Origin of the sequence: Algoriphagus sp. PAP.12, from assembly GCF_026652115.1 — a bacterium.
In the GTDB taxonomy this organism is placed as follows: domain Bacteria; phylum Bacteroidota; class Bacteroidia; order Cytophagales; family Cyclobacteriaceae; genus Algoriphagus.
In genome coordinates this window covers 316,738-342,095 of sequence record NZ_JAPPSQ010000002.1, presented here as the reverse complement: position 1 = coordinate 342,095, position 25,358 = coordinate 316,738, and the positions used below count along the sequence as shown (strand labels likewise).

Below are 25,358 nucleotides of genomic sequence, written 5' to 3'. Positions count from 1 at the left end.
CTTTGATTTTTTTCAATTAATAGTTTACCCAAAATATTCCATGCAATATAGAACCTTAGGAAAAACGGGGTTGAATGTCTCCATATTAGGTTTTGGAGCTTCCCCTATGGGAAATGTTTTTGACCCTGTAGATGAATCCGAAGCGATTGCTACAGTTCATTACGCACTGGATCATGGTGTTAATTTTTTTGATGTTTCACCCTTTTATGGATTGACCTTAGCTGAGGAGCGTCTTGGAAAGGCACTCAAAGGGAAAAGGGACCAAGTTGTTTTGGCTAGCAAGTGCGGTCGATATGATTTGACTGATTTTGACTTTTCACGAAAAAGAATCTTGAAAAGTATTGATGAAAGTCTTCAAAGGCTTCAAACTGATCATTTGGACTTGTTTCAGTTGCATGATATTGAGTTTGTGGACAAGCAAATCATCCTGGAGGAAGCAGTTCCTGCTGTACAAGAGGTGATTCAGTCAGGGAAAGCTAGATTTTGGGGAATCACTGGTTTACCTGTTCGCTATTTGGCACAGATAGCCCGAGAAACCAATCCCGATACGGTTTTGTCCTGGGCGCACTACAATTTACTGGAAAATGAGATCAATGATGAGCTGGTTCCTTTGTCGGAAGAAATGGGCTTTGGGTTGATGAATGCAGCGCCATTGATGCAGCGAATTCTCTCTGATGCCAAATTACCCGAATGGCATAGATCTCCTCAAGAGGTGAAAGACCTTCAAAAGCCTTTATTGGAATTGTGTAGATCTTATGGAAAAGAATTGAGTGATGTGGCTTTGCACTATGCTATGCAGCATCCGAAAATAGCGACCACCATAGTAGGGATGTGTGAGTTGGAGATTGTGAAGAAAAATGTAGCGGTTTTGGGGCAGGATTTCCCAAAGGAATTGATTCAAAAAATTGAAGAGTTAACAGGCCCTTTTAAAAACCGAATGTGGTTCGAAGGGAAAGAAGAAAATAATATTTAGAAGTCTGAAAGCAGATTTGGAAAGGCTTTCCTGGAGATAGATTTTAATTGAAATAAAGAATATATGAAGGCATTGTTTTTAACTGAGGTTGGGAAAACTGAGGTTCGAGAGATAGAGAAACCTTCTCCTGGAGCTGGAGAAGTACTTTTGGAAGTGAATATGGTTGGATTTTGTGGAGGTGATTTGAATGGGTTTAAAGGTCTTTTTCCTTTACAAGAATACCCAAATGTTTTGGGGCATGAGGTTGGAGCACAGATTGTTGAATTAGGTGCAGGTGTTCCAGATTCTGTAAAGTTAGGTTCCAAAGTAACTCTTTATCCCTACCAAAATTGTGGTACCTGTGTCGCTTGTCGAAAAGGTAGACCACATGCTTGCAAGACGAATAAAACCATGGGAGTCAGAAGGCCAGGAGCCATGACTCGGTATGTGACAGCTCCATGGCAAGATGTGTTTGTCTCAGAAAAATTGAGTTATAAAGAATTGGCTTTGGTAGAACCTTTGACTGTAGGGTTTCATGCTGCGTCAAGAGGAAGAGTAGGTTCGGAAGATACCGTCGCAGTCATCGGATGTGGGATTGTAGGACTGGGAGCTGTGGCTTCATCGGTCAATCGAGGAGCAAAAGTGATTGCTGTTGATTTGGATGATTCCAAATTGGAAATAGCCAAAAAAATAGGAGTGGCTCATACAATCAATCCTTCCAAAGAAAACTTGCATGAAAAGCTTCAGGAGTATACGAGCTCGGATGGTCCTGATGTGATCATTGAAGCAGTGGGTAATCCAGTAACCTACCGAAATGCAGTGGACGAAGTGGCATTCTTGGGGAGAGTGGTTTGTATCGGTTATGCCAAATCTGAAGTGGCCTTTAATACTTCACTTTTTGTCCAGAAAGAAATAGAAATCCTAGGGTCCAGAAACTGCGTTGGCAGGACAGATTTCCCAGAAGTGATTGATTATTTGGAGAAAGGTAAATTTCCTGTAGAGGATGTGGTCAGTAAAATCATTAGAATCGACAAGGGGCCTGAAACCATGGATGCTTGGGCGAAAGACGCTCGGGGAATTATCAAAATAATGTTAGACCTTCAATAGAAATGATTTTTTCATCTACAACAATAGCCCTAGTACCAGAAATTAAGAAAGGCCCATGGATTTATTGGGAGGATTTAGAATTAGGAATTTGCAAGTCCGCCAATTTAGGATTTGATGGAATTGAGTTATTCACTCCATCTGCAGATGCATTGGATCCTGATTTTTTGAAAGAAAAATTGGATTTACATCAATTGAAGCTTTCGGCAGTAGGTACAGGGGCTGGGAAGGTAATCCACGGATTGACTTTAACGGATCCGGATCCTGAAATTCGAAAGAAAGCGATAGCCTTCATTTCAGAGATGATTTCTTTCGGAGCAAAGTTCGGTGCTCCTGCTATTATCGGATCTATGCAAGGGAATGTATTGTCAAATGGAAATCGTGAAGAAACATTAAGTTGGTTGAAAGAAGGTTTGGAGGAATTGGGAGAGGTAGCAAAATCCAAAGGAGTGTTTTTGATTTATGAACCACTCAATCGCTACGAAAGTAACCTATTAAATACTTTGGAGGCTGGCTCAGAGTTTCTGGAAACTTTGAATACCAAAAACGTGAAGCTTTTGGCAGATTTATTTCATATGAACATCGAAGAAGTTGATTTGCCAAAAAGTATTCTGGCGAATGGAAAGCATATCGGTCATGTTCATATGGCAGATAGCCATCGTGGGCCTATGGGAAGTGGGCATACAGATTTTGAAGCGATTGCTGAGGCTTTGAAATCTATAAACTATACTGGTTATGTGTCTGCAGAAGCGTTTCCCTGGCCCAATTCAGATGCTGCAGCTAATCAAACCATCCAGGCATTTAACACTTATTTAAAATAATGATATGAAACGCTTTTGCCTAGCTTTAGACCTTATTGATGATCCAGAATCAATTAAAGAATATGAAGGATATCATGCACCAGGAGCGGCATGGCCAGAGGTAACTCAGCATGATATTGATTGTGGAATATTAAATATTGAGATTTTCCGGACTGGAAATCGGATGTTTATGATTTTGGAAACAGGTGATGATTTTACCTTTGAGGAAAAGGCAAAAAAGGACTCTTCCAATCCGATAATTGCGAAATGGGAAGAGCTGATGTGGAAGTATCAACAACCGCTTCCTTGGGCAAAACCTGGACAAAAATGGGTGTTGATGGATAGGATATTTAAATCAGGATTGTAGTTTATCACTATGATTTTTGAGACGCTTTGGATAAAGTCTAATTTTTAAGAATAGTTTTAACTATTTTATTTTCATTCAACAGGTACTTTTGACCCAAGTTATGATTGGCTGGGTAGTAAAGTCAAACAATATCTTGGGTTTGAAAAACTCAGCTTTAGAACGCATTATTTAAAAAAAAATATAGAAAATGGATTTACAAAAGATATTTGATAACAACGAAAAGTGGATTGAGGATAAGACTCAAAATGATCCGGCTTATTTTGAAAATCTGAATAAAGGGCAGAAGCCGGAAGTTCTTTATATCGGTTGCTCAGATTCTAGGGTGACTGCAGAGGATTTGATGGGAATGAAGCCAGGTGAGCTATTCGTCCATAGAAATGTAGCCAATGTGGTGAATGCTATCGATTTGAACGCACAAAGTGTAATCAACTATGCTGTGACTCATCTGGAAGTGAATCATGTGGTAGTTTGTGGTCACTATTCTTGTGGAGGTGTCAAAGCTGCGATGGAAGCTAAAGACCTGGGGATTCTAAACCCTTGGTTGAGAAATATTCGCGACGTTTATAGAGCTCATAAAGATGAGTTAAATTCCATCGAAGATGAGCAAAAGCGCTATGATAGATTGGTGGAATTAAATGTCAAAGAACAAGCGATCAACGTGGTGAAGATGGCCGGAGTACAAAAGGCCATGAGAAAAAGAGGAATGAAAATCCATGGGTGGGTTTTCGATATCAAAACAGGGAAATTGATTGATTTGAAATTTGATTTCCAAAAAGTACTTGAGGAAATCATGGAAATCTACAAGCTCGAAGACTAATTTAGTTATCTATAATGACAGCATCGATTTTTTTAGGATATTGATGCTGTCATTTTATTTGATTGATTTGGATTTTTTAAGCTTCGTATCATTAAAATTTGAATTAATGGATTTTGTAGAAGGGCTGAAAAAATTGCTTTTGCGTTGGGAGAGTTCCTTGATGGATATTTTACCCAAACTGTTTATGGCGATTCTGGTGTTATCGATTTTCTTTTTGATAGCCAATATTCTCAAGCGTTCTACTTTAGGTTTTTATAAAAGAGCATTCAAGAGAAAGTCTGTCATTGCTGGAATTGTCTCTTCAATCATTTATTTCTTTTTCGTTTTATCAGGAGTCTTTTTGGCCTTACAAGTTTTGGGACTAGAGCGATTCTTGTCTCATATGTTGGCAGGGGCAGGAATTGTTGGTATTGTCGCTGGTTTTGCTTTTAAAGATATCGCGTCCAATATTTTTGCAGGGCTTTTATTGAAATCACAAAACCCATTTGACAAAGGTGATTGGGTGGAAATTGCCAATAATTATGGATTCATTGTGGATGTTGGATGGATTACCACCAAAATCATTACAGTGCCTGGGCAAGAGGTTTTTGTACCGAATCAGCTGATTTATAATACTACATTCAAAAACTATTCAACACTTCATAGGAGAAGAATTGTCTTAGAAACCGGAGTTTCTTATGGGGATGATCTAGAGCATGTGAGAGCGGTTGCCTTGGATGAAGTAAAGAGTGTTGCTGGAGTATTGGCTGACCAGGATATGGATTTTTACTTTACTTCTATTGGAGGTAGTTCGTATAATTTTCAGCTGAGATTTTGGATTAAGTTTACGACCAATAATGACTACCAGAGAGCCATGAGTGATGTGATCATTCGGATCAAAAAGAGATTTGAAAAGGAAAATATCTCCATCGCTTATCCAGTTACCACTTTGGATTTTGGAGTAAAAGGAGGGGTTAATATTTTTGATAAAACGATTTCAGTTCAAGAATCTCACCCCAATAATTCAATAAACCAATAACTTAATGACGAATATAGATTTTCAGCTGTCACTTTAGATAATCTTTCAAGTCATTCTTTTCAAGACTCTCGATTCCCTTTGCCACTATTTTAGCATTGAACTTAGCTCCGTCTAAGATCGGGTGAGTGTGGTCCTTGTCATTGAAAAAATGTGCTCGAACATAATCTTCTCCTAAGCTGTCATACTCTACAGCGATTAGAGTATTCAAAGGAATAAAGGCGGTTTCGGTATCATTTGCAGCTTCCTCAGCCCAAAGCGCATAAGAATCGTCAGATCTTTTCACTTTACCATCTTCCCATTGATTTCTTGGGATCAGAGAACAAACAATTGGTGTGGCACCTTTGGCTTTGGTATCCCAAATCATCTGTCTCAGATATTGGCCATAGGAATAAACGGTTTCCTGTTTATTGGTGATAGGATTAAAGACTGTCTCAGCCTCCAAACCTGCACTTTTTATCGTGCCTCTGGCTCTCAAAGTATCAGCTAATGGACTTGAATCATTATGCCCAAATTGCATGATCACAAAGTCGCCTGGTTCTATCTTTTCTCTGACTTTTTCCCAAAGTCCATAAGTTTGAAAAGTCCGGCTTGAAGTGCCTCCCAAAGCATGGTTTTGAACCTTGATTTTATCCAAATCGAAATAAGAGGCAATCCAATCACCCCAACCCCAAAGACCACCTGCGCCATCACCTTGCCCGTTTTTCACAGTAGAATCTCCTATTAAAAATAGGGTAGGCTTGTCTTTGATTAGTAAAACCTTCAATTCAGGAATTTCAAGCCCTTTGATGCCTTCTACCACATTCCAAGCGTTGATTCGTGCGCCTGCTTCATTGGTATGCGTATGATCTCTTTCAAATAATCCTTTTACTACTTCTGGTCCCCATAAATCATATTGATCAGCGACCAAAGTATTTAAATCTATAAAAGGAACTCCATGTCTTCTAGCAGCGTCTTTTGCCCATTTGCCGTAATCCTGATTGGCTCTTTCAACATCTCTATCCTGGAATTTATTCCTTGGGATCATAGAAACTACAATCGGAGTCGCTCCTTTCTCTTTGGTGTCTCGGATAAATTTCTCCAAATACCAACCATAAGTATGAACTGTTTCGAGGGCTCCATCTGGCCAAATCAATTCTTTGGTATCCTCACCCATTCCTTTCAAAACACCCCTATATCCAGATCGGGTCGTATCTGGTTCACTTCCCTCATTATGCCCGAATTGCATGAAGACATAGTCTCCTGGTTTCAAAGTTTCCAAAACCCGAACCCAGCGACCTTCTTTAATAAAAGTACGGGTGCTTCGACCGGCCATCGCCTGATTGCTCACAACAGCTTTGGTACTGTCAAAAAAATCCTGAAGAAAATTGCCCCAACCTCTTTGGAGATTTCCATCCCCTCCATTTCTGACAGTAGAATCCCCGATTAGATAGATCGTAGGTTTTTCTTCTTTAAATAATTGGGTTTCAATAAGTGTAAAAAAAAGGATTAAGGTTCCAGCGAAGGATAGGAAAATAGACTTCATACTCAGATAATAGGTTTGTCGAGTAAGATAATAAAATCATATAAAAGCAGAAGCCGGGATTGTCCCGGCTGCCTAATGAATGACTTTAAATATATCAATCTACCTTTTGAATAGTTACATTGTTAAACACCCAAGGAGTGGGACTATTATTGGGGTCTGTGCATTGCATCCACATTTGTACCATTCCGGAGGCTCCAGGTCTTACGACTATATCGATTAGTTCATTTTCCTGATCTATGACAAAATTTTGCAGGAAATTATTGGTGAAAACACCCACTCGAGCATTTCTGTCTCTGTATTTTGTAGATAAGTTATAGGTCAATAAATATCGCTTACCTTCTTCAGCCAAAAAATTAACTATTACATAGGTAAGGCCAGACCCACATTTGCAATCAACTTTATTAGCTCTAGGGTCAACATCTGCTCCTATAAAAGTCAAATATGCCTGTGAACCCATGTAATTTTCTCTGGCAGTTAGTTCTCCATTTACATTGGCTGGAGCTGCTGAGATCTCTGGAAGAGTGACTGTAGCCCCAACTGGTCTATATTGGTTGTTGGTCAATAGATCTTTATCAACAACAGGAAGCGAAGAGGCACTTCCTCCAATTGGTTGTATGCCATCAAAAAAGGGCATATCCTTTAAATGAATTGGTTCGATTGCCTGTATTTGAGTAGCTTTTGTAAGGGCTTTCGTATCAATTTTTTGAACTGTAGTTGTTTTTGGAATTGCTGTAGTCTTTTTTATCTGAGCTTGAATGGAAAAAGAAACCGACAAAAGAAACAGAAAAGTAATGGCTAAATTTTTCATGAGATTAAAATGTTGATTTCATGATAATTTAAATATTTAAAACTTAATAATCAGGTGGTTACCGTTCATTTTTTTGAGTGTTTGAAATTGAACTCAAATGTATAGCTGAGGCAATTGTCAAATTGTTTTTTTGTGGTCCTCATAAATAATAGGTTTCCATTAAAGTTTTTCCTTGATAAAAGAATTTGATCAATCTCGATAAACCATGTTTATCAAAAACGGACACTTTTTAATTCGATTTTGATGATTTTTTACCCTGCTTTTCTGATTTTTTTAAATCAAAACGGAAAAATCTCCCCAAAAACAAGCATTTAACCGTCACTATAACATTATCATTGAATAGCTGTAATATTCATCTTACATTTAAAAAAGAGAGAATTACTATCACCATAAATAACAAGCCATTGAAACGAAGAGATTTTATTCATCTATCGGGATTAGGTTTGGGAGCCATGATGGTTCCTGGTTTAGTAGCTCACAGTAAGCCAATCGAAGAAGCACAATTGATGTCTCCGGGCATTGACGTAGCTGCAAAGAAATTGTTGGCAGATGTAGCCCTAAATACAACCAAATCCCTTGGAGCAACTTACACCGATGTCAGAATCGGGAGGTATCTACAACAGTTCCTTTTCACCCGCGAAAAAAATGTTCAAGGGATCACCAATGCTGAATCCTTTGGAGTTGGTATTAGAGTTATCGCAAACGGAACTTGGGGTTTTTCAGCAACTTCAGATGTGACTCCTGACGGAATTAAAAAATGTGCTGAAACTGCTGTAGCAATTGCTAAAGCAAACTCCAAACTTCAGAAAGAACCAGTGCAATTGGCACCGGTTGAATCTTATGGTGAAGTGAGTTGGAAGACTCCAATTCAAAAGAATGCCATGGAGATTCCAGTTAAAGATAAAATTGACTTGCTTCTATCTGTAAATAATGCTGCTTTGGATAACGGAGCTGCCTTTGTAAACTCAGCACTTTTCATGGTGAATGAGCAGAAGTATTTCGCATCTACAGATGGATCATACATCGACCAGGATGTTCACAGAATTTGGCCAAACTTCACTGTCACTGCAGTAGATAGAGAAAAAGGTCTTTTCCGTTCTCGTCAGGCATTAAGTGCACCGATGGGTATGGGCTATGAATATCTAGACGGATTAGAGTCTGAGAAAATCATGAATCCAGCAGGGTTTAACAGCTATAGAAATAGCTATGATATGGTAGAAGATGCAATTGCTGCTGCCAATCATGCAAAAGAAAAGCTGTCTGCTAAATCTGTCATGCCTGGGAAATACGATTTGATGTTGGATCCAGATCATTTGGGCTTGACTATCCACGAATCAGTGGGTCACCCATTGGAATTGGATCGTGTATTGGGTTATGAAGCTAATTACGCTGGAACCAGCTTTGCAACCTTGGATAAATGGGAAACCAAAGATTTCCAATATGGATCTGATAAAGTGAATATTGTTGCCGATAAGATTCAACCCAATTCATTAGGCTATGTTGGCTGGGATGATGAAGGTGTGAAAACCAAAGAATGGGATTTGATCAAAAATGGCAAATTGGTCAATTACCAGGCTATCCGTGATCAAGCCAAGATCATTGGCGAAAAGGAATCTCATGGCTGTTGCTATGCGGATAACTGGAGTTCTGTTCAGTTCCAGAGAATGGCGAATGTTTCCTTGAAGCCAGGTTCGGAAAAAATGAGTGCCCATGATATGATCAAGGATATTGAAAAGGGAATCTACATATTGGGTAGAGGATCTTACTCTATTGATCAGCAGCGATATAACTTCCAGTTTGGAGGTCAGGTATTCTACGAAATCAAGAATGGTGAAATCGCAGGAATGCTGGAAGATGTAGCGTATCAATCCAATACTCAGGAATTCTGGAACTCTTGTTCGGCAATTTGCGACAAGGATGATTATAAGCTTTTTGGAACCTTCTTCGATGGAAAAGGTCAGCCATCTCAGGCTTCTGCAGTTTCTCACGGTAGTTCAACTACCCGTTTTGACGGTGTCAATGTAATTAACACAGGTAGATCCATTTAATTCTAAATCAACATCATGGCTATACTAACGAAAGAAGAAGCAAAGGCAATTATTGACAAGGTATTGTCTTATGCAAAAGCAGATGAGACGGAAGTCACCATCAGTGGTGGACGAACAGGAAATATTCGATACGCTAGAAATACAGTAAATACTAGTGGAGAGACCAATGAAATTGGGTTGAGCATCACTTCCGTTTATGGAAAAAAATCAGGATCGACCACTATCAATGAATTGGATGATGAATCTTTGAAGAAGGCGGTGGCTAGAGCTGAGGAGATTGCAAAGTTGGCTCCAGAAAACCCTGAATACATGCCAATGTTGGGTCCTCAGAACTATGGAGAGTCCAAAACTTTTGTGTCATCCACAGATGCTATTGATCCAGATTACAGAGCTCAGGTGGCGATAGATTCTATCAAGCCATGTGAAGAAAATAATTTGACTGCTGCTGGTTATTTGGAGGATTTCTCAGGCTTTGTTGCCACGGGAAATAGCAAAGGTCTGTTTGGTTACAATCAATCCACTTCAGTTGATTTTACAGTTACTGTAAGAACTGCAGATGGAACAGGTTCGGGTTATGCCGGTAAGGATTTCAATGATGTAAACCTCTTGAAATCAGGCCCTGTGACCAATATCGCTGTTCAAAAAGCGAAAGCCTCTGTGAATGCACAAGCAATCGAACCAGGGAAATACACTGTGATATTGGAGCCAATGGCAGCCAATGACTTGCTTAGGTTGATGGCTTTTGGAATGGATGCTAGAAATGCAGATGAAGGTAGAAGCTTCCTAAGTAAAAGGGGAGGCGGTACCAAGTTGGGCGAAAAGCTATTTGACGAAAGAGTCAACATCTATTCTGATCCTAATCATCCAGATATTCCTTCCGCTCCTTGGTCCGGAGATGGACTTCCTATGGAAAAGACCACTTGGGTGGAAAACGGAGTGGTAAAAAACATGTACTACTCTCGCTATTGGGCAGAGAAGCAAGGTGTTCAGCCAGTACCAAGACCAAGAGGAATGATCTTCGAGGGTGGTGATGAATCGCTTTTAGATATGATCCGGAATACGGAAAGAGGTGTCTTAGTTACCCGTTTCTGGTATATCAGATCTGTAGATCCTCAGACTTTATTGTATACCGGATTGACTCGTGATGGTACTTTCTACATTGAAAATGGACAGATCAAATTCCCTGTGAAAAACTTCCGATTCAATGAAAGCCCGATCATCATGTTGAACAACATCGAGGCGATGGGTAAACCGGAAAGAACAAACGGAAATATGGTGCCTCCGATGAAAATCAGAGACTTTACCTTCACCAGTTTGTCTGACGCAGTTTAAAATTAGTCAACCGTCCACAGACCATGGTCGACAGATTCTTAATCATTTAGGGATTTGGTCAATTCTGGTCTGTGGATTCGTTGATTAAAATTGAGATTATATATCGTGTCAGTCCGAGCGGAGTCGATGACCCTTCCACTTCACTCAGGGTGACAGATCCCCATTATGAAAGCTACCAACTTCTTTTTCACCCGAATCAAGTACAACTCAGGAAACTGGGACACTGATCAGCGTATGCCATCCAATTTGCTTCATAGCTTGGTGGAATATACCACCATTCCGGTGGATGAAAAGGAGCGAGTGATTGAGCTGAGTAGTGAGGAGATTTACAAAAGTCCATTTTGCTACCTCAGTGGACATAAATTGGTGGAGTTTTCACAAGAAGAAAGAAAGGTTTTCAAAACCTATGTGGAACAGGGAGGATTTGTATTTGTAGATGACTGTAACCATGATATTGATGGGCTGTTTGCCAAGTCATTTGAAGAAGAAATGACAAGAACCTTTGGGGAAGGTTCATTGAAAAAAATCCCCAATGACCATTACTTATACAGATGCTTTTTTGATTTTGAAGATGGTCCACCAGCAACCTCCTTTGAATTGAATGGTTGGGGAGATGACCTAGTTCATGATTATCTCAAAGCCATCGAGATCAATGGGAGAATAGGAGTCCTTTACAGCAATAAAGACTATGGCTGTGAGTGGGATTATGATTTTCGAAACAAACGATTCAATAAAATTGATAACACTCGATTTGGAGTGAATATCATTGTATATGCCTTAACCTAGACCAACCTTGGAAACAGAACTAACTCAATATCAGCAACTAGTGGATAAGATTCCATTGCTGAAAAAAGAAATTGCCAAAGTCATTGTCGGACAGGAGGAAGTCCTGGATCAGGTGATTATTACCTTGTTGGCGGGAGGACATTGTTTATTAGAAGGTGTTCCTGGCCTTGCAAAAACTTTGATGGTGAAAACCATTTCAGAGGTGATGGAATTGAGTTTCAAAAGGATTCAATTTACACCGGACTTGATGCCTGGAGATATTTTGGGCACCGAGATTCTGGAAGAGGATCACAGCACCGGAAAGAAATTTTTTCAATTTAATCATGGACCTATTTTCGCAAATATGGTTTTGGCAGATGAGATCAATAGAACTCCTCCAAAAACCCAAGCAGCGCTTTTGGAAGCCATGCAGGAGAAGTTGGTGACCTATGGAGGTAAAAACTACAAACTTCCCAGCCCATTTTTAATCATTGCAACCCAAAACCCAATCGAGCAAAGTGGTACATATCCGCTTCCTGAAGCTCAATTGGACCGTTTCCTATTGTATATCAAACTGGGGTACCCATCCGAACAGGAGGAATTGGAAGTGTTGGAAAAGACTACAGGAACTTATAAAGCAACACCTGAGAAAATTCTTTCAGGTGAGGAGGTTCAGCAGCTGCAGCAACTGACCAGAGAGGTCCATTTGGACTCCGGGCTATTGAATTATATCACCCGATTAATTCGTGCTACGAGATTGGAAAATACGACTATTCCTGAGGTAAAAACCTATGTGGAATGGGGGGCAGGGACAAGAGCTGGACAGGCCTTGGTTTTGTGTGCAAAAGCAAGGGCTATTATCAAAGGAAGGTATTCGGTCATTCCTGAGGATATTCAGACCTTGATCTACCCTGTATTGAGACACCGTATTTCCTTGCATTTCCGAGCAGAAGCGGAGCAATTGGATACCGATTACATCATTTCCAAAATCCTAGAACTCGTACCGGTCCATGCCAAGTAATCTAGAGATCATCAAACTCAAAGATCTTCGCTTGTCGGCTCGCTTGGTTTCTGAGCAAATGAGACAAGGCATCCATTCGGGTATCCGGATTGGTGTTGGGAGTGAGTTTGAGCAATACAGGCATTATCAGCCCGGTGATGATCTCAAGCGGATCGATTGGAAGTATTTCTCTCGATCTGGAAAATACATGGTAAAAGAATCTACCACAGAAAGCAATCTGCATATTAGAATGATGCTGGACCTTTCTGGTTCCATGAATTATGAGGAGGGTGGATTTACCCGACTCGATTATGCCAAAAACCTATTGGCTTCATTGGCTTATATTGGCTATTTGCAGGGAGATTCCATGAGTTATTATACCCTATCAGAGGGGAAAATCAACCAAAAAGTATCCCCAACTCCCAAAAGCTTCCAACGAATTCTATATTACCTAGAAGATGAAAAAGCATCCGGGGATTGGCCTTTGGAATACATACCTGAGGGAATGGTCCAGGGAAGGAATCGGGAATTGATTATCTGGGTTTCTGACTTTTTGCAAAAAGAAAATGAGTGGGAATACCTGGTTCAGCAATTCCGCCATCCGAGAAAAGAATTGGTTTTGGTTCAAGTGTTGGGTGAGCAGGAATTGAACTTTCAATTGAATGGAAACTTCATTTTTCGAGATTTGGAATCCGGTCAGGAACTGGTTCAGGATGGAAAATCTGTTCAGGAAACCTTTCGAAAGAACTTTCAAGCCTATCTGAATCAGTTGGAAGAAAAGCTGGAGCTACCGAAAGTTCACTTGCTGCGGGTATCCATGAAAGAGCCTTTGACTGAGGTTCTTCGATCTATTTTAAACCGTAAACAGCTTTCCTGATGGAGTGGGTGCAGTCAAAATTCCTTTGGGCTTTGCTGGGGATTGGAGTTCCGATCCTGATACATCTTTGGAATGGTCGAAAAGGAAAGGTGATTGCATGGGCTGCCTCAGCTTGGTTGAATCCAAAAGAATCCCAATCCAATAGATCCCTACAAATTCAGCAATGGTGGCTTTTGCTCCTAAGAATATTCCTTTGGGTTTTATTGGTAATGCTAGTTGCAGGGATTTGGTGGGAAGGTAAAAAACAAGTAATGGGTAGTGAAATCGTTCATTTAGTGATTCAAGGTCAAGACTTGGAATCAGAATTCAGGTTTGAATTGGAGCAGGCGAGTGCGAGAGGAGAAGAGGTGTTTTGGTTGGCAGATGGTCTTCCAGAACTTGAAGGAAACTCTCCTGAATTCGAGTTAGAGAACCTTCAAAGCTATTTGGATGAGTTGTCAGAGGAAATGGATTCAATTCATCTTTATCTTCCTTCAGTGTCCAACCAATTTCCAGAAGAATCCTTGTGGCTTCCTCAAGAACCGATTATACATTTGTCTGAAAACCAGTATTTAATTGGGGGGTCTAAGTCGATTAAATTAGATTCTGCTGGATATTTGACCTTAGGTCAAGATGGAGTTTTGCAAATCCAGGAGCAAAAAGGAAATTCTCAAATCGTACTTGAAAGTCCCTTGAAAGTTTATTTTTCTAAGAGTGTAGAGGAAGACAAGGAATCCATTCTTGCTGCATTGAATGCCATCGAGGAAGTTTATCGATTGGCTTATGAAGAGTCGAATTTGGATCAAGCAAATTTGATTTTTTCAAACTCCATGGAAAATCAATCTTCATCCTGGGTTTTATCAACAAGTCTAGAGGAAAATTGGAAGGGTAGCCAACAATTGATTTCAGGAGTTTCTGGGCTTTCTTTCGACGAACTTGTGGAAAAAGGCATCCTTCCGGAGATGATTTTGGAAAGGATTTTGGCAAAAACTTCTATCGAAAATCCATCAGTAATTACCCAAAGCCAATGGGCAGGGAAGTTTCAGAAAATTCCTGATTTTGGAAAAGCCAAGGAAGCAAAAAGCACAGAGATCATTTTGATCCTTTTAATTCTCGTGTTTATTTCTGAGCGCTATTTAGCTTATCAAAAGAACCTGTGAAAAGCCTGCAAAAACATATCGCTTCGGTAGAATGGCAGATTTGGTTCAATATATGGATCAAAGCGATCCTTGTAGGAGTCATGACTTCACTTGTGATGAATTTGATTCTTCCGGACAATACTTGGCTGAGGGCTCTATTTATTGCACCAATAGCGATCCTTTTTGGATTTTATTTGGGGGCTTTCAAAAGACATAAAAAGGAAGCGTTACAGGCAATTCATCAGCAATCCGGAAATTTGGAGTTTAGCCTTGAGCTATTGGAAAAAGAGAATCCAAGCTTGGTCGAGCGATTGCAATTGGAGAGGATTTCCAAACAAATTCCCAATCGAATTTTCGTTTTTCAAAGAGGACTTTTGCCTTATGGGATCGCCTTGATTTTGATTACAATATTAATTTATCTGATTGGCAAGACAGATTTCAGCTCCGAAAACAAAGAGCCATATATTGAAAATATTATTTCTGTTTCATCTGATTCGATTGCTGAAAAAGAAGTTCTTTTAAGTGCTAGTTCGGTCAAAATCCAATCTCCTGCCTACACGGGAATCTCCTTGAAATCCCAAGAATCTTTGGACATCAAAGCCTTGAAGGGTTCTCAAATTACCTGGGACCTGGGATTTAAAAATTCTGATAATGCGGAAGTGTTTATCGTCAATTCATTGGGTGAAAAACTTCCATTTTCCAAAAGGGATGGACGCTATTTACTACAAGAGAATCTGGTGAGTTCCGGAATTTATTCCATTCAGTCTTTCTCAGGTGAAAGTCCCGTGTTTGAATCGGATTTTTATTCCATAGAAGCCATTGAGGATAAAAGCCCTCAAATCATCCCTACCGAAAAAGAAACCTATAAATTCTTTTTCCCAGGAAATAATCCCAAACTCAATTTGGGAGCACAAATCTCTGATGATTTTCAAGTGACCGAAGTTGTTTTGGTAGCTACCATGGCCCGAGGAAAAGGAGAAAATGTGAAGTTTCGGGAAATGCGTTTTCCTGTTGAAACCAGGGCCTTTCAATCCAAGCAGAGCAATTTTATCTTAGACGTTTCCCAATTAGAGTTTCAGCCAGGGGATGAACTGTATTATTATTGGTCAGCAAACGATAACAAATCTCCCGAACCTAATTCATCCAGAACTGACACGTTTTTTATCAAGTATTTTGATGAATCGGATGATTCGGATGCAGCTATGGAAGGAATGGCGATCAATGTTTTGCCGGAATATTTCAGAAGCCAAAGACAGATTATTATTGATACGGAAAAACTAATTTCTGAGCGAAAAACTAAAGCAGAGCAAGAATTCAATTATACCTCCAATGAGATCGGGTATGATCAAAAGCTTTTGCGTCTGCGATACGGGCAATACATGGGTGAGGAGTTTGAATCGGATGCAGGAGGAGCAAGTATGGAAGGAGAAGAGGGAGATTTGCTTAGCAGCTACATGCATTTACATGATCAGGAAGGGGAACATGATCCAGATTTCAAGCCAGCTGAAGTTCATGAGGAAAAACATGCCCATGAAGAAACTGAAGAATCCCAAGGAGGTGGAATCGAAAGCCTATTGAGTGATTATATGCATGCCCATGATTCGGAGGAAATGAATACCTATTTCGAGCAAAGTACAAGAGGAGCGTTGAAGTCTGCATTGGAGCAAATGTGGCAGGCAGAATTGCATTTGAGATTGTTTGAACCCGAGGAATCCCTTTCATATCAATACAAAGCATTGGAATTTTTGAAAACCGTACAGCAAAAGTCCAGAGTGTATATTAAAAAAACCGGTTATGATCCTCCTCCAATCAAAGAAGAAGAGAAGAGATTGACGGGAGATCTTGAAGAATTGGAGTTTGGGATTCAGAAAGAAATGGCTGAATTGGAAGAACGAATAGAGCCTTTGGCTTCTTTGGTTTTAGGATATTTGGTACAAAATGGCTTGAACTCTGAGGAAAAATCAAAGGTTCAGGAACTTGGCAAATTATGGACTGAGCGAATGCAAAACAGCGGATTGCAGGATTGGGATTTACTCTTGCATCTACAGGAATTGGAAGCTGGAAAATTGAATGAAAAAGGCAGGAATATCCTGAAAGAAAAGTTATACCCGTTTGCCAAAAATTATAAGTCTGTCGGCACTTCATACCTCTCCAATCAGGAATTAAAAAAGGCATTCCAGAAAAATAGTCAATCATGGTAGAGTTGGACCCAATTGTTTCATGGCCAATTGCCATTTTGGTTCTCTTGATCCTGTTGATTGCTGGTTTGTTTCCTTTGTATTTCTATTGGAAAAAAGGAGTCTCGAGCTCAAGACTACTAGTCAAAGGCTTATTGTTTCTGGGCTTTTGGTTGAGTCTTTCCTGGATTGTTTTGGCACCAAATCGACAGAAAGAGGCAGGAGATGATGCTGTTTTAGTCTATTCCGACTCAGTAGATCGTGATCAATTGAATTTCTGGAAAGACAGCCTAGCCATCCAAAAAAACAGAAGATTGGATCAATACCAGAAAGGAACTGAAAAAGTCTATTTGTTGGGTAATGACTTCGAATTGGATCACTTGTATCAATTCAAGGATTTGGATTTTGAATGGATTATTCCCCAAAATAAAACTCAAATCAAGTCTATCCATTGGAAAGGAGCCATTCGTAAAGGAGAAATCCAAAGACTGAACTATTCCGTTTATTCTCCCCAAGAGGAATCTATTCTTCGCGTGGGAAGTATTTCGGATACTTTACTTTTGGAAAAAGGCTGGAATTCCGGAGCTGTTGAATTCCTTCCTGCTGGAGTTGGAAAAATCTCCCTTCCGCTGATTCTGGATCTAGATACACTCGCTCAGATCCGCTTTTTTACTCAAGCCTCACAGCCTAAGAAATATCATTTTCAGGTTGGATTCCCAGGAGCGGAAATTCGAACCCTGAGTAATTGGTTGAGAGGAAAAGGAGAAACCGTGACAGAACAAATTCAGCTTTCTAGGCAAACCTTTTTACAAAGTGGTCCGGATTCTGATTCTTTGGAAATCCAATTGGTTGATCCAGGCCAACTCAGTAAAAAAGCCATTCAGGATTGGGTGAAAGAGGGAAAAGGTTCGCTGGTAGTTTTGAATGTGTCAGATCCGGCTTCTGTGGCCTCTCAAGTAAATAAACTGTTTGGAACAGGTTTTCAGGTAGATAAAATCAGTTCCGAGATTTCAAGACAATTAAGTTCAGGAGTAGAAGCTTTGCCTTTCCAATGGAAGGAAATGTCTGGTCAGGAATTAATCCAGGAGAGATCAATTGCGATTCAGGAAATAGAGGGAGTGAAAGTTGCAATCAGTTTGATTCAGGAAAGCTTTCCTTTGATGCTGGAGGGGAATGAGTCGGAATATGAGCAAATCTGGTCAGAGCTTTTAGGAAAATTGGAGCCTGATGAATCCAATTCCATTCAGCTAGGAGCTCCTGTATTGCTTGGAGTTAATCAAGGAATCCGATTGACGGATCAGGATAGCTTGCCAAGCTATTTGCTGGGAGGAATGGATACAGTCCATCTCAGGAAGAGTGCAATTAACCCATATTTAGCGGAGGGAGAGTTTCAGACATCCGAATCTGGCTGGATAGAAGGTGACCGGGGTTTTTCATTCTATAGCTATGGACCCTCTGAACTGCCTTTGATGCATGTTACTAACCGAGTTCATCAGATCCAAGAAAGCAATCCAAATCAAGTCGGTTCTTCTCAACAAATCAAAAAGCCTTTATCTCCTTGGATCGGACTGGTGGGGATGTTATTGTTTTTAGGAGGAATGTGGTTGGAACCGAAAGTGAGTTGATTTGAAATTCGAAATTTAAGATTTGATATTGGTTCAATGCGTAAGGACGATTTTTTGTTAGCCTGAGCGTACCGATAATTTTATGAAATTGAAGGCATTTGACCCGCCTTTGTCAGCCTGAGCGGAGTCTAAGGCTATTTATTGCTAATTTTCTTTGCTTTCCGGAATTTGCAATTCCAATTTGTCGGAGGTTCAATTTGGATCTTCGATACCTCCTCGGCAATCAATTACTTGTACAAAAGTTATTCGCTGGGCCGAGGGAGGAGAATCTGGTTATTAGTCCCCAAGTTTCACTCCGGGTTAATATCAAAAAGCCCTGCTAGGGCTAGATTTGTTTTGAGGCTTGAATAGGAATGGTGCTTTAGCCCATTCTGTAAATGAAAGAGTGTGTAAAAGGGCTTTAGCCCAAATCTCAAATTTCAAATCTCTAATTCCTCCGTGGTCTCTGTGGTAAAATCACCCTATTATTCCAACACAAATGTCCCCACTGCTCCAGAATTCAAACTAAGCGAAAAGCTTTGATCTCCCTCTTTGATTGTGAAAGACTTTTGTGCGGAGGATTCATTAAGGACAATTAGCACTGTTTTACCATCTGGTCTTTCAAAAGCTACATTTGCCAGGCCTTCAGGTTCCGAACTATCCATTCTCACAGATCCCGGATCGACAAACTTGCTGGCTTGGGCGATGATATAGTAGGCGGGATTTCTTGTTACCACATCCCCATCAATGGTAATTGCTCCCAAACAACGATCACAGCCTCCTCGATCAGTATGAGGAGTTAAAGCAGGATTGGAACTGAGATTCCATTCCAAGACGGTTTTAGCCCAGTTTCTACTTCCTCCTATGACCAAGTTTTTCACATGCCAAGAAAGATCTCCAGGAAGGTTGCCTGGTGCGCCAACCCACTGTTCGGTGAAGTAAATGTTCTTATCAGGAAAAGCTTGATGAACTTCAGATAATGCTTCGATTTCCCCTCCATAGAGATGAAAAGCTGATCCATCAATAAAAGGATAAGCAAGGGAATCTTTCAATACCGTAATTGGATAATCTGGTCTATCCGCATTGTGGTCGTAGACAATGATTTTGGTAGTGATTCCCGCATTTTGAAATGCTGGTCCCAAGTCCATTCCTATAAACCGTGCTTGTTGCTCAGGAAGCATTAAAAGAGAAGGATTGTTGCCAGGATGAAGTGGTTCATTTTGGATAGTTAATGCATCGATCACGATTCCAAGCTTTTCCATTTCCTGTATGTATTTTACCAGATAGTCTGCATACACAGGTTCATAATCTTCCAGAAGTGATCCCCCTCTAGTATCCTTATTGTCCTTCATCCAAGAGGGAGGCGACCAAGGAGAGGCCATAAGTTGGATGTCAGGATTGATGGAAAGAATCTCTTTCAGGACAGGTATGACATCAAGCGTATCATAGCTTAAGTTGAAATGCTCCAAATTGGGGTCTATGGCTAAAGAATCCTTCAAATCATCATAGGAGAAAGGAAATTCATTCAGGTCTGAAGCAGCAACAGAAAGTCTTAAATAGGATATTCTAATAGCATTATCCTCATCTGAAAATAACTCTTTCAATATGCTGGACCTGGCTGAATCACTCATCCCCAGTAGATGCCGGGCACTTCCTTGAGAAAGGGTAAAACCAAAACCATCCATGCTTTGATAGGTGGTTTCTGGATCAATTAGGATTTCAATGGGGGAAGAATCAGTAAATTCTATCTCTTGTTTCTGAAAAAGGATTCCTGCTTCCGGATCAGTCAACCAGAATTCGATGTTTGGTTTTTCTGTGGTACAGGCCAGATAGGGTAGGAGAAGAAAGAGGTAAATCTTTTTCATGGGAGAATAGATGAGTGATTGGGGATTATCAGAATGAAAGCTAGTGAAAAAAACAGGCTTTTTTATCTTCCTTTAGTCCCTGTCTGATGGAATTTCTAATTTCATGGATAGATTGAAAAGGAACCGTTCGCAATGTTGAATTCTAAATACAGAAATCTCAAACCTTTAAATCCTCTGCATTCTCTGTGGTAATATTTATTTATCGATACCTCCTCGGCATGGAGTGACTTCTACAAAAGATATTCGGAGGGCCGAGGGAGAAGGCGGTTTTTCTATTAATAAACCCGGGTTAAAACCCGGGCCTATTCAAGTTTTGCCCATTCATGGCAAATAGGAAATGAGATTCAGAAGGAAATTGAATGGGAATGATGCTTTACCCAAAATCTCAATTTTCAAATCTCAGATCTCAAATCAAAAAGCCCCTGCACATTTCTACAGAGGCTTTCTTATTGATTTATCTTTTTCACTAGAAGGCCAGTGCGGCCAGTCCCAATTTGGATTTGAGAGGATTGATACTCTTTAAGATTTGACCGGAGTATTTTTGGAATAATTCATTTCCCAATAAGCTGGTTAGGAACTTGGTTCTGGTATTTTTCAATCCTAAGAAGCTTGCTTTTTTGTCATCGTCAGAAGCAGTGCTGTTGGAGATTTTCATCAACTGGTCTACAAAGCTCTCATTATCAACTTTCAGTTTACTTTCCTGATCATCGCTCAGTCCCAATCCGCTGGTATTATTCAAAATACCTAATACCTGGCTGGAAAGATCCATCTTTGGAACCTTCAGACCTTGCGCAAAAGAAGTGTTTGCAAGGAGAACAAATAAGCCTAAAAAGGCTACGATTTTTAAGTGTCTCATAAAATAAGAGTGGCTAGTTTATACTTGGTTTTAAATGGTCGGATTTTCTTTTTGATGCTTTTCTTATACTGTTTGGCTTTGTCTTCACCCAAGATTTTTGAGAAGGTACTTGATTGCTTTTTACCTAAGCTTAAGAGTGAGCTTTTCTTTTCTTCATCAGACCCTGAACCTCCTGCAATCTTGAGCACATCATCCAGAAATTTCTCATTGGAAGCTTTCAGTTCATCTTTTTTCGAATTGTCAATGTCCATGTCATTTCCCGGAGAAAATGCCCCCAACATGTCTTTTTTGAAGTCAGGAGAGGGGAGAGATATCTTTTGTGCCGAAGCTTGAATAGAAAAACTTGCTACCACAAAGGCCGCAAGGAGAAAAGCATAAATCCGTTTCATAACAATTGTTTTTAAGTTTATTTAAATAACCCTTTACCTAAATCCATTAGGCCTCCAAGGTCCATTCCGCCTTTACCTCCAGAGTTACCTCCCAAAAGGCTTCCCAAAATATCTGCTGCTCCTGAACCGCCGCCAGCTTGAAGTGCATCGGCAACTGAGTTCATGATATCATTGTTTGCTCCCGGAGCGCTATCTACTTTTTTGTTGAAATAATTCATTATCAAAGGCAAAGCTGTCATTGCTAGACCGATAGCTTGTTCTTTGGATATACCTAATTTATCCATTAAACCGCCTGTCAAATCACCTGCTAGATTCTGGACAACCGGACTGTCATTATGGGTTTCACTACCAGAGAACATTTCTTTGATCGCAGCCATGTCACCATTTTGGGCTTTGCTCTGTAAAATCGAACTCAAGGTTTCTTTAATGGCATTTGCCGTTCCTGGGCCTTCGCTCATTCCAGAATTTGCCAAAACATCCTTTAGTGGCCCCTCCGCCATTTTCAATAACTGATCAATCATAGTACTTAAAATTAAATTAGACTTTAAGTTTATGATTTTGGGATTTTAATCCTAATTAATTGAGGTTAATATTGGGTTAAGATGGAAAGGGAGTAGCATTTCGATATAGGTTAATTTCCCTTTTTAGGTCTGAAATAACGGATAGGAGGAGCTGGTTCTGGCTTCAGTTCTATACCTTCTGTGGCTAATCTGTCCAGGGCCTCTTTTACTGCTCTTTCCAATTGGGGATCTTTGCCAGCTATGACATCTTTTGGTGTTTGTTCAACAGGGATATCAGGTGATATACCAACTCCTTCGACTGCCCATTCACCATTGAGATCATAAAATCCTCCTCGAGGAGCCACCATCCGTCCACCATCAATGAAAGGAGGAGTATCCCATGTACCCACTAAACCTCCCCAAGTTTTCACTCCGACCAAAGGACCTATTTCCATTTGATGGAAAAGATAAGGTAGAAGGTCTCCTCCTGAACCGGCCCTTCCATTGATTAGCATGACTTTGGGACCCCAAATTCCTGCAATAGGTGTCGTAAATGGTCGATGGTCATTTGCTCTTGAGTTAAAATATCCTTGGAGTTTTCTAGCCATGATGTCTACCATATAATCAGCTGCTGAGCCACCACCGTTGTTACGTTCATCGATCACTGCGCCTTTTTTGTCTTGCTGCGAAAAATAGTACCGGTTGAAAAAGGTGTAACCTGGACCTCCAGTATTAGGAAGGTAGACATAGGCAATTTTTCCTTCTGAAAGTTCATCTACCTTTCTTCTATTTCCTTCCACCCAATCCATCATGCGGAGTTGATTTTCATTCGAAACAGGAACGGTACCAATCAATCTGGCTCCCTCGATACCGGGTTTGGTATTCACATGAATTTGAGTGTATTGATTAGCAGTACCTTCGAGATAAGAGTAAATATTGGTGCCAGGTTGGATTTCTTTTCCATTGATTGCAACAATGTATTCTCCGACTTTTGCAGAATTGCCTGGCTGGGCCAAAGGAGCTGATAAACCTGGGTTCCAACTCTCACCATTATAGATTTTTTTGATTTTATAATTCCCCTTGTCCAACTCAAAATCAACACCCAAGAGCCCAATCGGAATTCGTTTGACATCAGGAAAGTCTCCACCTCTTGTGTAAGAGTGTCCCACAGCTACTTCTCCACCAATGATATCAATGATGTAATTCATGTCACTTCGATGGCGAACTGAGCTTACCCAAGGTTTATACCATTGGTAAATTTCATCCCAAGGAGCTCCATGGACATTGTCGACATACAAAAAGTCACGTTGATATCTCCAGCCTTCCCGATAGATCTGTTGCCATTCTTCCTGTGGATTAACTTTGATTTTCATGGATGATAGAGCTTTTAGACTTCCATCTCCCGGTTTTTTGCCTGCTCCGGAAGTTTCCACAATTCCCCATGTACTTCCACTTTGATAGAGTAAGGATTTACGGTCTTTGGAGACGATTACCTGATTTACTTTTGGAAGGAAATCATCGGACTTTCTTTTTGCAAGATCATATTTTTTAAGAACCGTTCCTTCATTAGGGATGCTTTCCATATAAAAAACTGACCCTTTCGGAGCAGAAGCCAAACCTGTATAATTTCTTGCAGGCAGATCTATGGCAACAATCCTTTCCATAATTCCGGCTTCATCGATGATGGTCTCTACATCCTCATCTTTCGAAGAATCCTTCTCTTCTTCTTTTTCTTCATCACTTTTTGGCAAAAGAGGGGAGGAATCCTTTGGATTGAGCACAGTCAAATAAAGTGATCTATTGATTGGATGATCATAGCTACTCATGTCTAACCAACCAGAACTTAAACCGTAATCTGTACTTGCCAAGTAATACAAATACTTTCCACTTTCATCCCAGACAGGAGTGATAGCATCAGCCATTTCATCGGTAATTTGAATTTTCTTACCTGTCTCGGCATTGAAGACAAAAATTGATTTGAACTGATTGTCCATCAATTTCGAATAGGCTATCCAATTTCCATCTGGAGACCAAACAGGATTCATGGTTCTGTCTGGATGAGCAAACCTATCTGTTTCCACGATCTTGGCTGAACCCGATTCAAATTCTACTATCCAGATATTATAGTCGGTATCTGTGAAACTGATGTATTTGCCATTTGGTGACCATTCCGGTTTGAAAAAAAAACTAGGATCAGGAATTGAAATAGTCTTTTCAATTTTGGAACCTGTCTGATCGGAGATCATTAATTGATATTCACCAGAAGCATCTGAAAAATAGGCGATATGATTTCCATCCGGAGACCAAATAGGGGCTCTTTCTGCGGAAGCCGACGAGTTGGTGATGTTTCTTCCTGCCCCATTTTCTTTGGGAACAGTGATGATTTCTCCTCTAAATTCGAAAATTGCTCTTTGTCCTGTCGGAGATAGTTGAGCATTTAAAAGTTGATTGGCAGATACATCCACCCATCTTTCCCTTGCCCAAAAAAAGTCGCCCTTCACTTCTATTGGTACCTGCTTTAAACTTTGATCAGCGGGATTGAATATATGTAGAAATCCACCTTGTTCGATAATAATGGCATCTGGACCGGCATCGATATTTTTGATGTCAAAATCAGTAAGAAAAGTCTCTTGTTTTTCAACGCCAGTTGCTGGATCAAAAGACCAGAGGTTGGCTAAATAATCTCTTTCAGAAATGTAATAAACCTTATCTCCCAACCAAACTGGATCAGTTTGCCTTTCTCCATCCAGTTGGGGGCTCATGGTCAAATTGTAATTTTTGAGGTCAACCACCCAGATCGGTTTTGCCTGTCCTCCTCGATGATTTCTCCATTCGGGGTCCCAAAATGCGATTTGTTGATAGGCGATTTTGCTTCCGTCTGGCGAAATTTCACCATTGACAGCTCTTGGAATTGCTAAGGCATTTGGCATTCCTCCTTCAACAGATACCTCAAAAAATTTGGATTCTTGAGTAGGATGACTTTCTCTGCCTGAGGAGAATATTACTTTTTTTCCATCAGGTGACCATCCCGTGACTTGATCATTTCCAGGATGCCAAGTCAATCGTTTGGGTTCACTTCCATCACTTGCAATTAGGTATACATCGGTGTTCCCGTCGTATTCACCTGTGAATGCTATCCATTTGCCATCTGGGGAAAAATGCGGAAAACTTTCTTCACCTTCATTTGAGGTAAGTCGAGTCGCTGTGCCTCCATTTTTGGAAACTTTCCATAAATCATCCGCATAGACAAAGACGATTTCTGTTTGGCTTAAAGTGGGCTGTCTTAATAATTGGGTCCCTTGACCATAGTTCAAAGTTGAAATTCCCAATCCTAAAAGAGAAAGAAGTAGTTTTTTCATATTTGGGTTAAGTGGTTTTTCTAAAAATAAAAAGAAGTGACCATTGGAACTAGCCAATGGTCACTTAATCTGCTAAAAAT

Annotated in this window: 21 protein-coding genes; 14 read left to right on the top strand and 7 right to left on the bottom strand. The window is 40.2% G+C overall.

The window, feature by feature from the left end; all coding sequences use genetic code 11:
• Positions 1–40: 40 nt before the first annotated feature.
• From O0V13_RS04880 to O0V13_RS04855, 6 genes are all read left to right on the top strand, one after another.
• Complete coding sequence (locus tag O0V13_RS04880; RefSeq protein ID WP_268033867.1) at positions 41–973, top strand: aldo/keto reductase; 933 nt, start codon at positions 41–43, stop codon at positions 971–973.
• A 63-nt stretch (positions 974–1,036) separates the two neighbouring features.
• On the top strand, positions 1,037–2,059 hold the full coding sequence (locus O0V13_RS04875) for a zinc-binding alcohol dehydrogenase family protein (protein WP_268033866.1): 1,023 nt from the start codon (positions 1,037–1,039) through the stop codon (positions 2,057–2,059).
• 2 nt (positions 2,060–2,061) lie between these two features.
• On the top strand, positions 2,062–2,877 hold the full coding sequence (locus tag O0V13_RS04870; protein ID WP_268033865.1) for a sugar phosphate isomerase/epimerase family protein: 816 nt from the start codon (positions 2,062–2,064) through the stop codon (positions 2,875–2,877).
• A gap of 4 nt (positions 2,878–2,881) precedes the next feature.
• Positions 2,882–3,223, top strand: a complete 342-nt coding sequence (locus O0V13_RS04865) for an L-rhamnose mutarotase (RefSeq protein ID WP_268033864.1) — start codon at positions 2,882–2,884, stop codon at positions 3,221–3,223.
• A gap of 187 nt (positions 3,224–3,410) precedes the next feature.
• Entirely contained in the window at positions 3,411–4,040 is a 630-nt protein-coding gene (locus O0V13_RS04860) for a carbonic anhydrase (protein WP_268033863.1), read from the top strand.
• Between the two features lie 106 nt (positions 4,041–4,146).
• Positions 4,147–5,058: a mechanosensitive ion channel family protein gene (locus O0V13_RS04855; protein ID WP_268033862.1), complete on the top strand. Its 912-nt coding sequence runs from the start codon at positions 4,147–4,149 to the stop codon at positions 5,056–5,058.
• 28 nt (positions 5,059–5,086) lie between these two features.
• Here O0V13_RS04855 and O0V13_RS04850 read toward each other — a convergent pair whose 3' ends face one another.
• A complete protein-coding gene (locus O0V13_RS04850) occupies positions 5,087–6,580 on the bottom strand; it encodes a rhamnogalacturonan acetylesterase (protein WP_268033861.1) in 1,494 nt (497 codons plus the stop codon).
• Between the two features lie 94 nt (positions 6,581–6,674).
• The gene (locus O0V13_RS04845; RefSeq protein ID WP_268033860.1) at positions 6,675–7,388 is read right to left on the bottom strand and encodes a hypothetical protein; all 714 of its coding nucleotides are present in this window, start codon (positions 7,386–7,388) and stop codon (positions 6,675–6,677) included.
• 404 nt (positions 7,389–7,792) lie between these two features.
• Here O0V13_RS04845 and O0V13_RS04840 point away from each other — a divergent pair, with 404 nt between their 5' ends.
• From O0V13_RS04840 to O0V13_RS04805, 8 genes are all read left to right on the top strand, one after another.
• Positions 7,793–9,436: a TldD/PmbA family protein gene (locus O0V13_RS04840; protein WP_268033859.1), complete on the top strand. Its 1,644-nt coding sequence runs from the start codon at positions 7,793–7,795 to the stop codon at positions 9,434–9,436.
• 15 nt (positions 9,437–9,451) lie between these two features.
• Complete coding sequence (locus tag O0V13_RS04835; RefSeq protein WP_268033858.1) at positions 9,452–10,768, top strand: TldD/PmbA family protein; 1,317 nt, start codon at positions 9,452–9,454, stop codon at positions 10,766–10,768.
• A 165-nt stretch (positions 10,769–10,933) separates the two neighbouring features.
• A complete protein-coding gene (locus O0V13_RS04830; protein WP_268033857.1) occupies positions 10,934–11,554 on the top strand; it encodes a DUF4159 domain-containing protein in 621 nt (206 codons plus the stop codon).
• A 7-nt stretch (positions 11,555–11,561) separates the two neighbouring features.
• Positions 11,562–12,554 (top strand): AAA family ATPase, encoded by a 993-nt coding sequence (locus tag O0V13_RS04825; RefSeq protein ID WP_268033856.1) that lies wholly within the window; start codon positions 11,562–11,564, stop codon positions 12,552–12,554.
• Positions 12,544–13,410 carry a DUF58 domain-containing protein gene (locus tag O0V13_RS04820; protein WP_268033855.1) on the top strand — a complete coding sequence of 289 codons (867 nt, stop codon included), beginning with the start codon at positions 12,544–12,546 and terminating at the stop codon, positions 13,408–13,410. Before O0V13_RS04825 ends, O0V13_RS04820 begins: the two co-directional genes overlap by 11 nt.
• On the top strand, positions 13,410–14,549 hold the full coding sequence (locus tag O0V13_RS04815; RefSeq protein WP_268033854.1) for a BatA domain-containing protein: 1,140 nt from the start codon (positions 13,410–13,412) through the stop codon (positions 14,547–14,549). Before O0V13_RS04820 ends, O0V13_RS04815 begins: the two co-directional genes overlap by 1 nt.
• Positions 14,546–16,729, top strand: coding sequence for a hypothetical protein (locus O0V13_RS04810; RefSeq protein ID WP_268033853.1), 2,184 nt, complete (start codon positions 14,546–14,548; stop codon positions 16,727–16,729). Before O0V13_RS04815 ends, O0V13_RS04810 begins: the two co-directional genes overlap by 4 nt.
• Entirely contained in the window at positions 16,723–18,330 is a 1,608-nt protein-coding gene (locus tag O0V13_RS04805) for a hypothetical protein (protein WP_268033852.1), read from the top strand. The genes O0V13_RS04810 and O0V13_RS04805 overlap by 7 nt, the downstream gene beginning before the upstream one ends.
• Before the next feature lie 464 nt (positions 18,331–18,794).
• Here O0V13_RS04805 and O0V13_RS04800 read toward each other — a convergent pair whose 3' ends face one another.
• The 5 genes from O0V13_RS04800 to O0V13_RS04780 all read right to left on the bottom strand — a co-directional run bounded on the left by O0V13_RS04800 (position 18,795) and on the right by O0V13_RS04780 (position 25,278).
• Complete coding sequence (locus O0V13_RS04800) at positions 18,795–20,174, bottom strand: glycoside hydrolase family 30 protein (RefSeq protein WP_268033851.1); 1,380 nt, start codon at positions 20,172–20,174, stop codon at positions 18,795–18,797.
• Between the two features lie 466 nt (positions 20,175–20,640).
• Positions 20,641–21,030: a hypothetical protein gene (locus tag O0V13_RS04795; protein ID WP_073570558.1), complete on the bottom strand. Its 390-nt coding sequence runs from the start codon at positions 21,028–21,030 to the stop codon at positions 20,641–20,643.
• Complete coding sequence (locus O0V13_RS04790) at positions 21,027–21,419, bottom strand: hypothetical protein (RefSeq protein ID WP_268033850.1); 393 nt, start codon at positions 21,417–21,419, stop codon at positions 21,027–21,029. Before O0V13_RS04790 ends, O0V13_RS04795 begins: the two co-directional genes overlap by 4 nt.
• Before the next feature lie 17 nt (positions 21,420–21,436).
• On the bottom strand, positions 21,437–21,940 hold the full coding sequence (locus O0V13_RS04785; RefSeq protein ID WP_268033849.1) for a hypothetical protein: 504 nt from the start codon (positions 21,938–21,940) through the stop codon (positions 21,437–21,439).
• A 110-nt stretch (positions 21,941–22,050) separates the two neighbouring features.
• Positions 22,051–25,278 (bottom strand): S41 family peptidase, encoded by a 3,228-nt coding sequence (locus tag O0V13_RS04780; RefSeq protein ID WP_268033848.1) that lies wholly within the window; start codon positions 25,276–25,278, stop codon positions 22,051–22,053.
• Between the last annotated feature and the right edge of the window lie 80 nt (positions 25,279–25,358).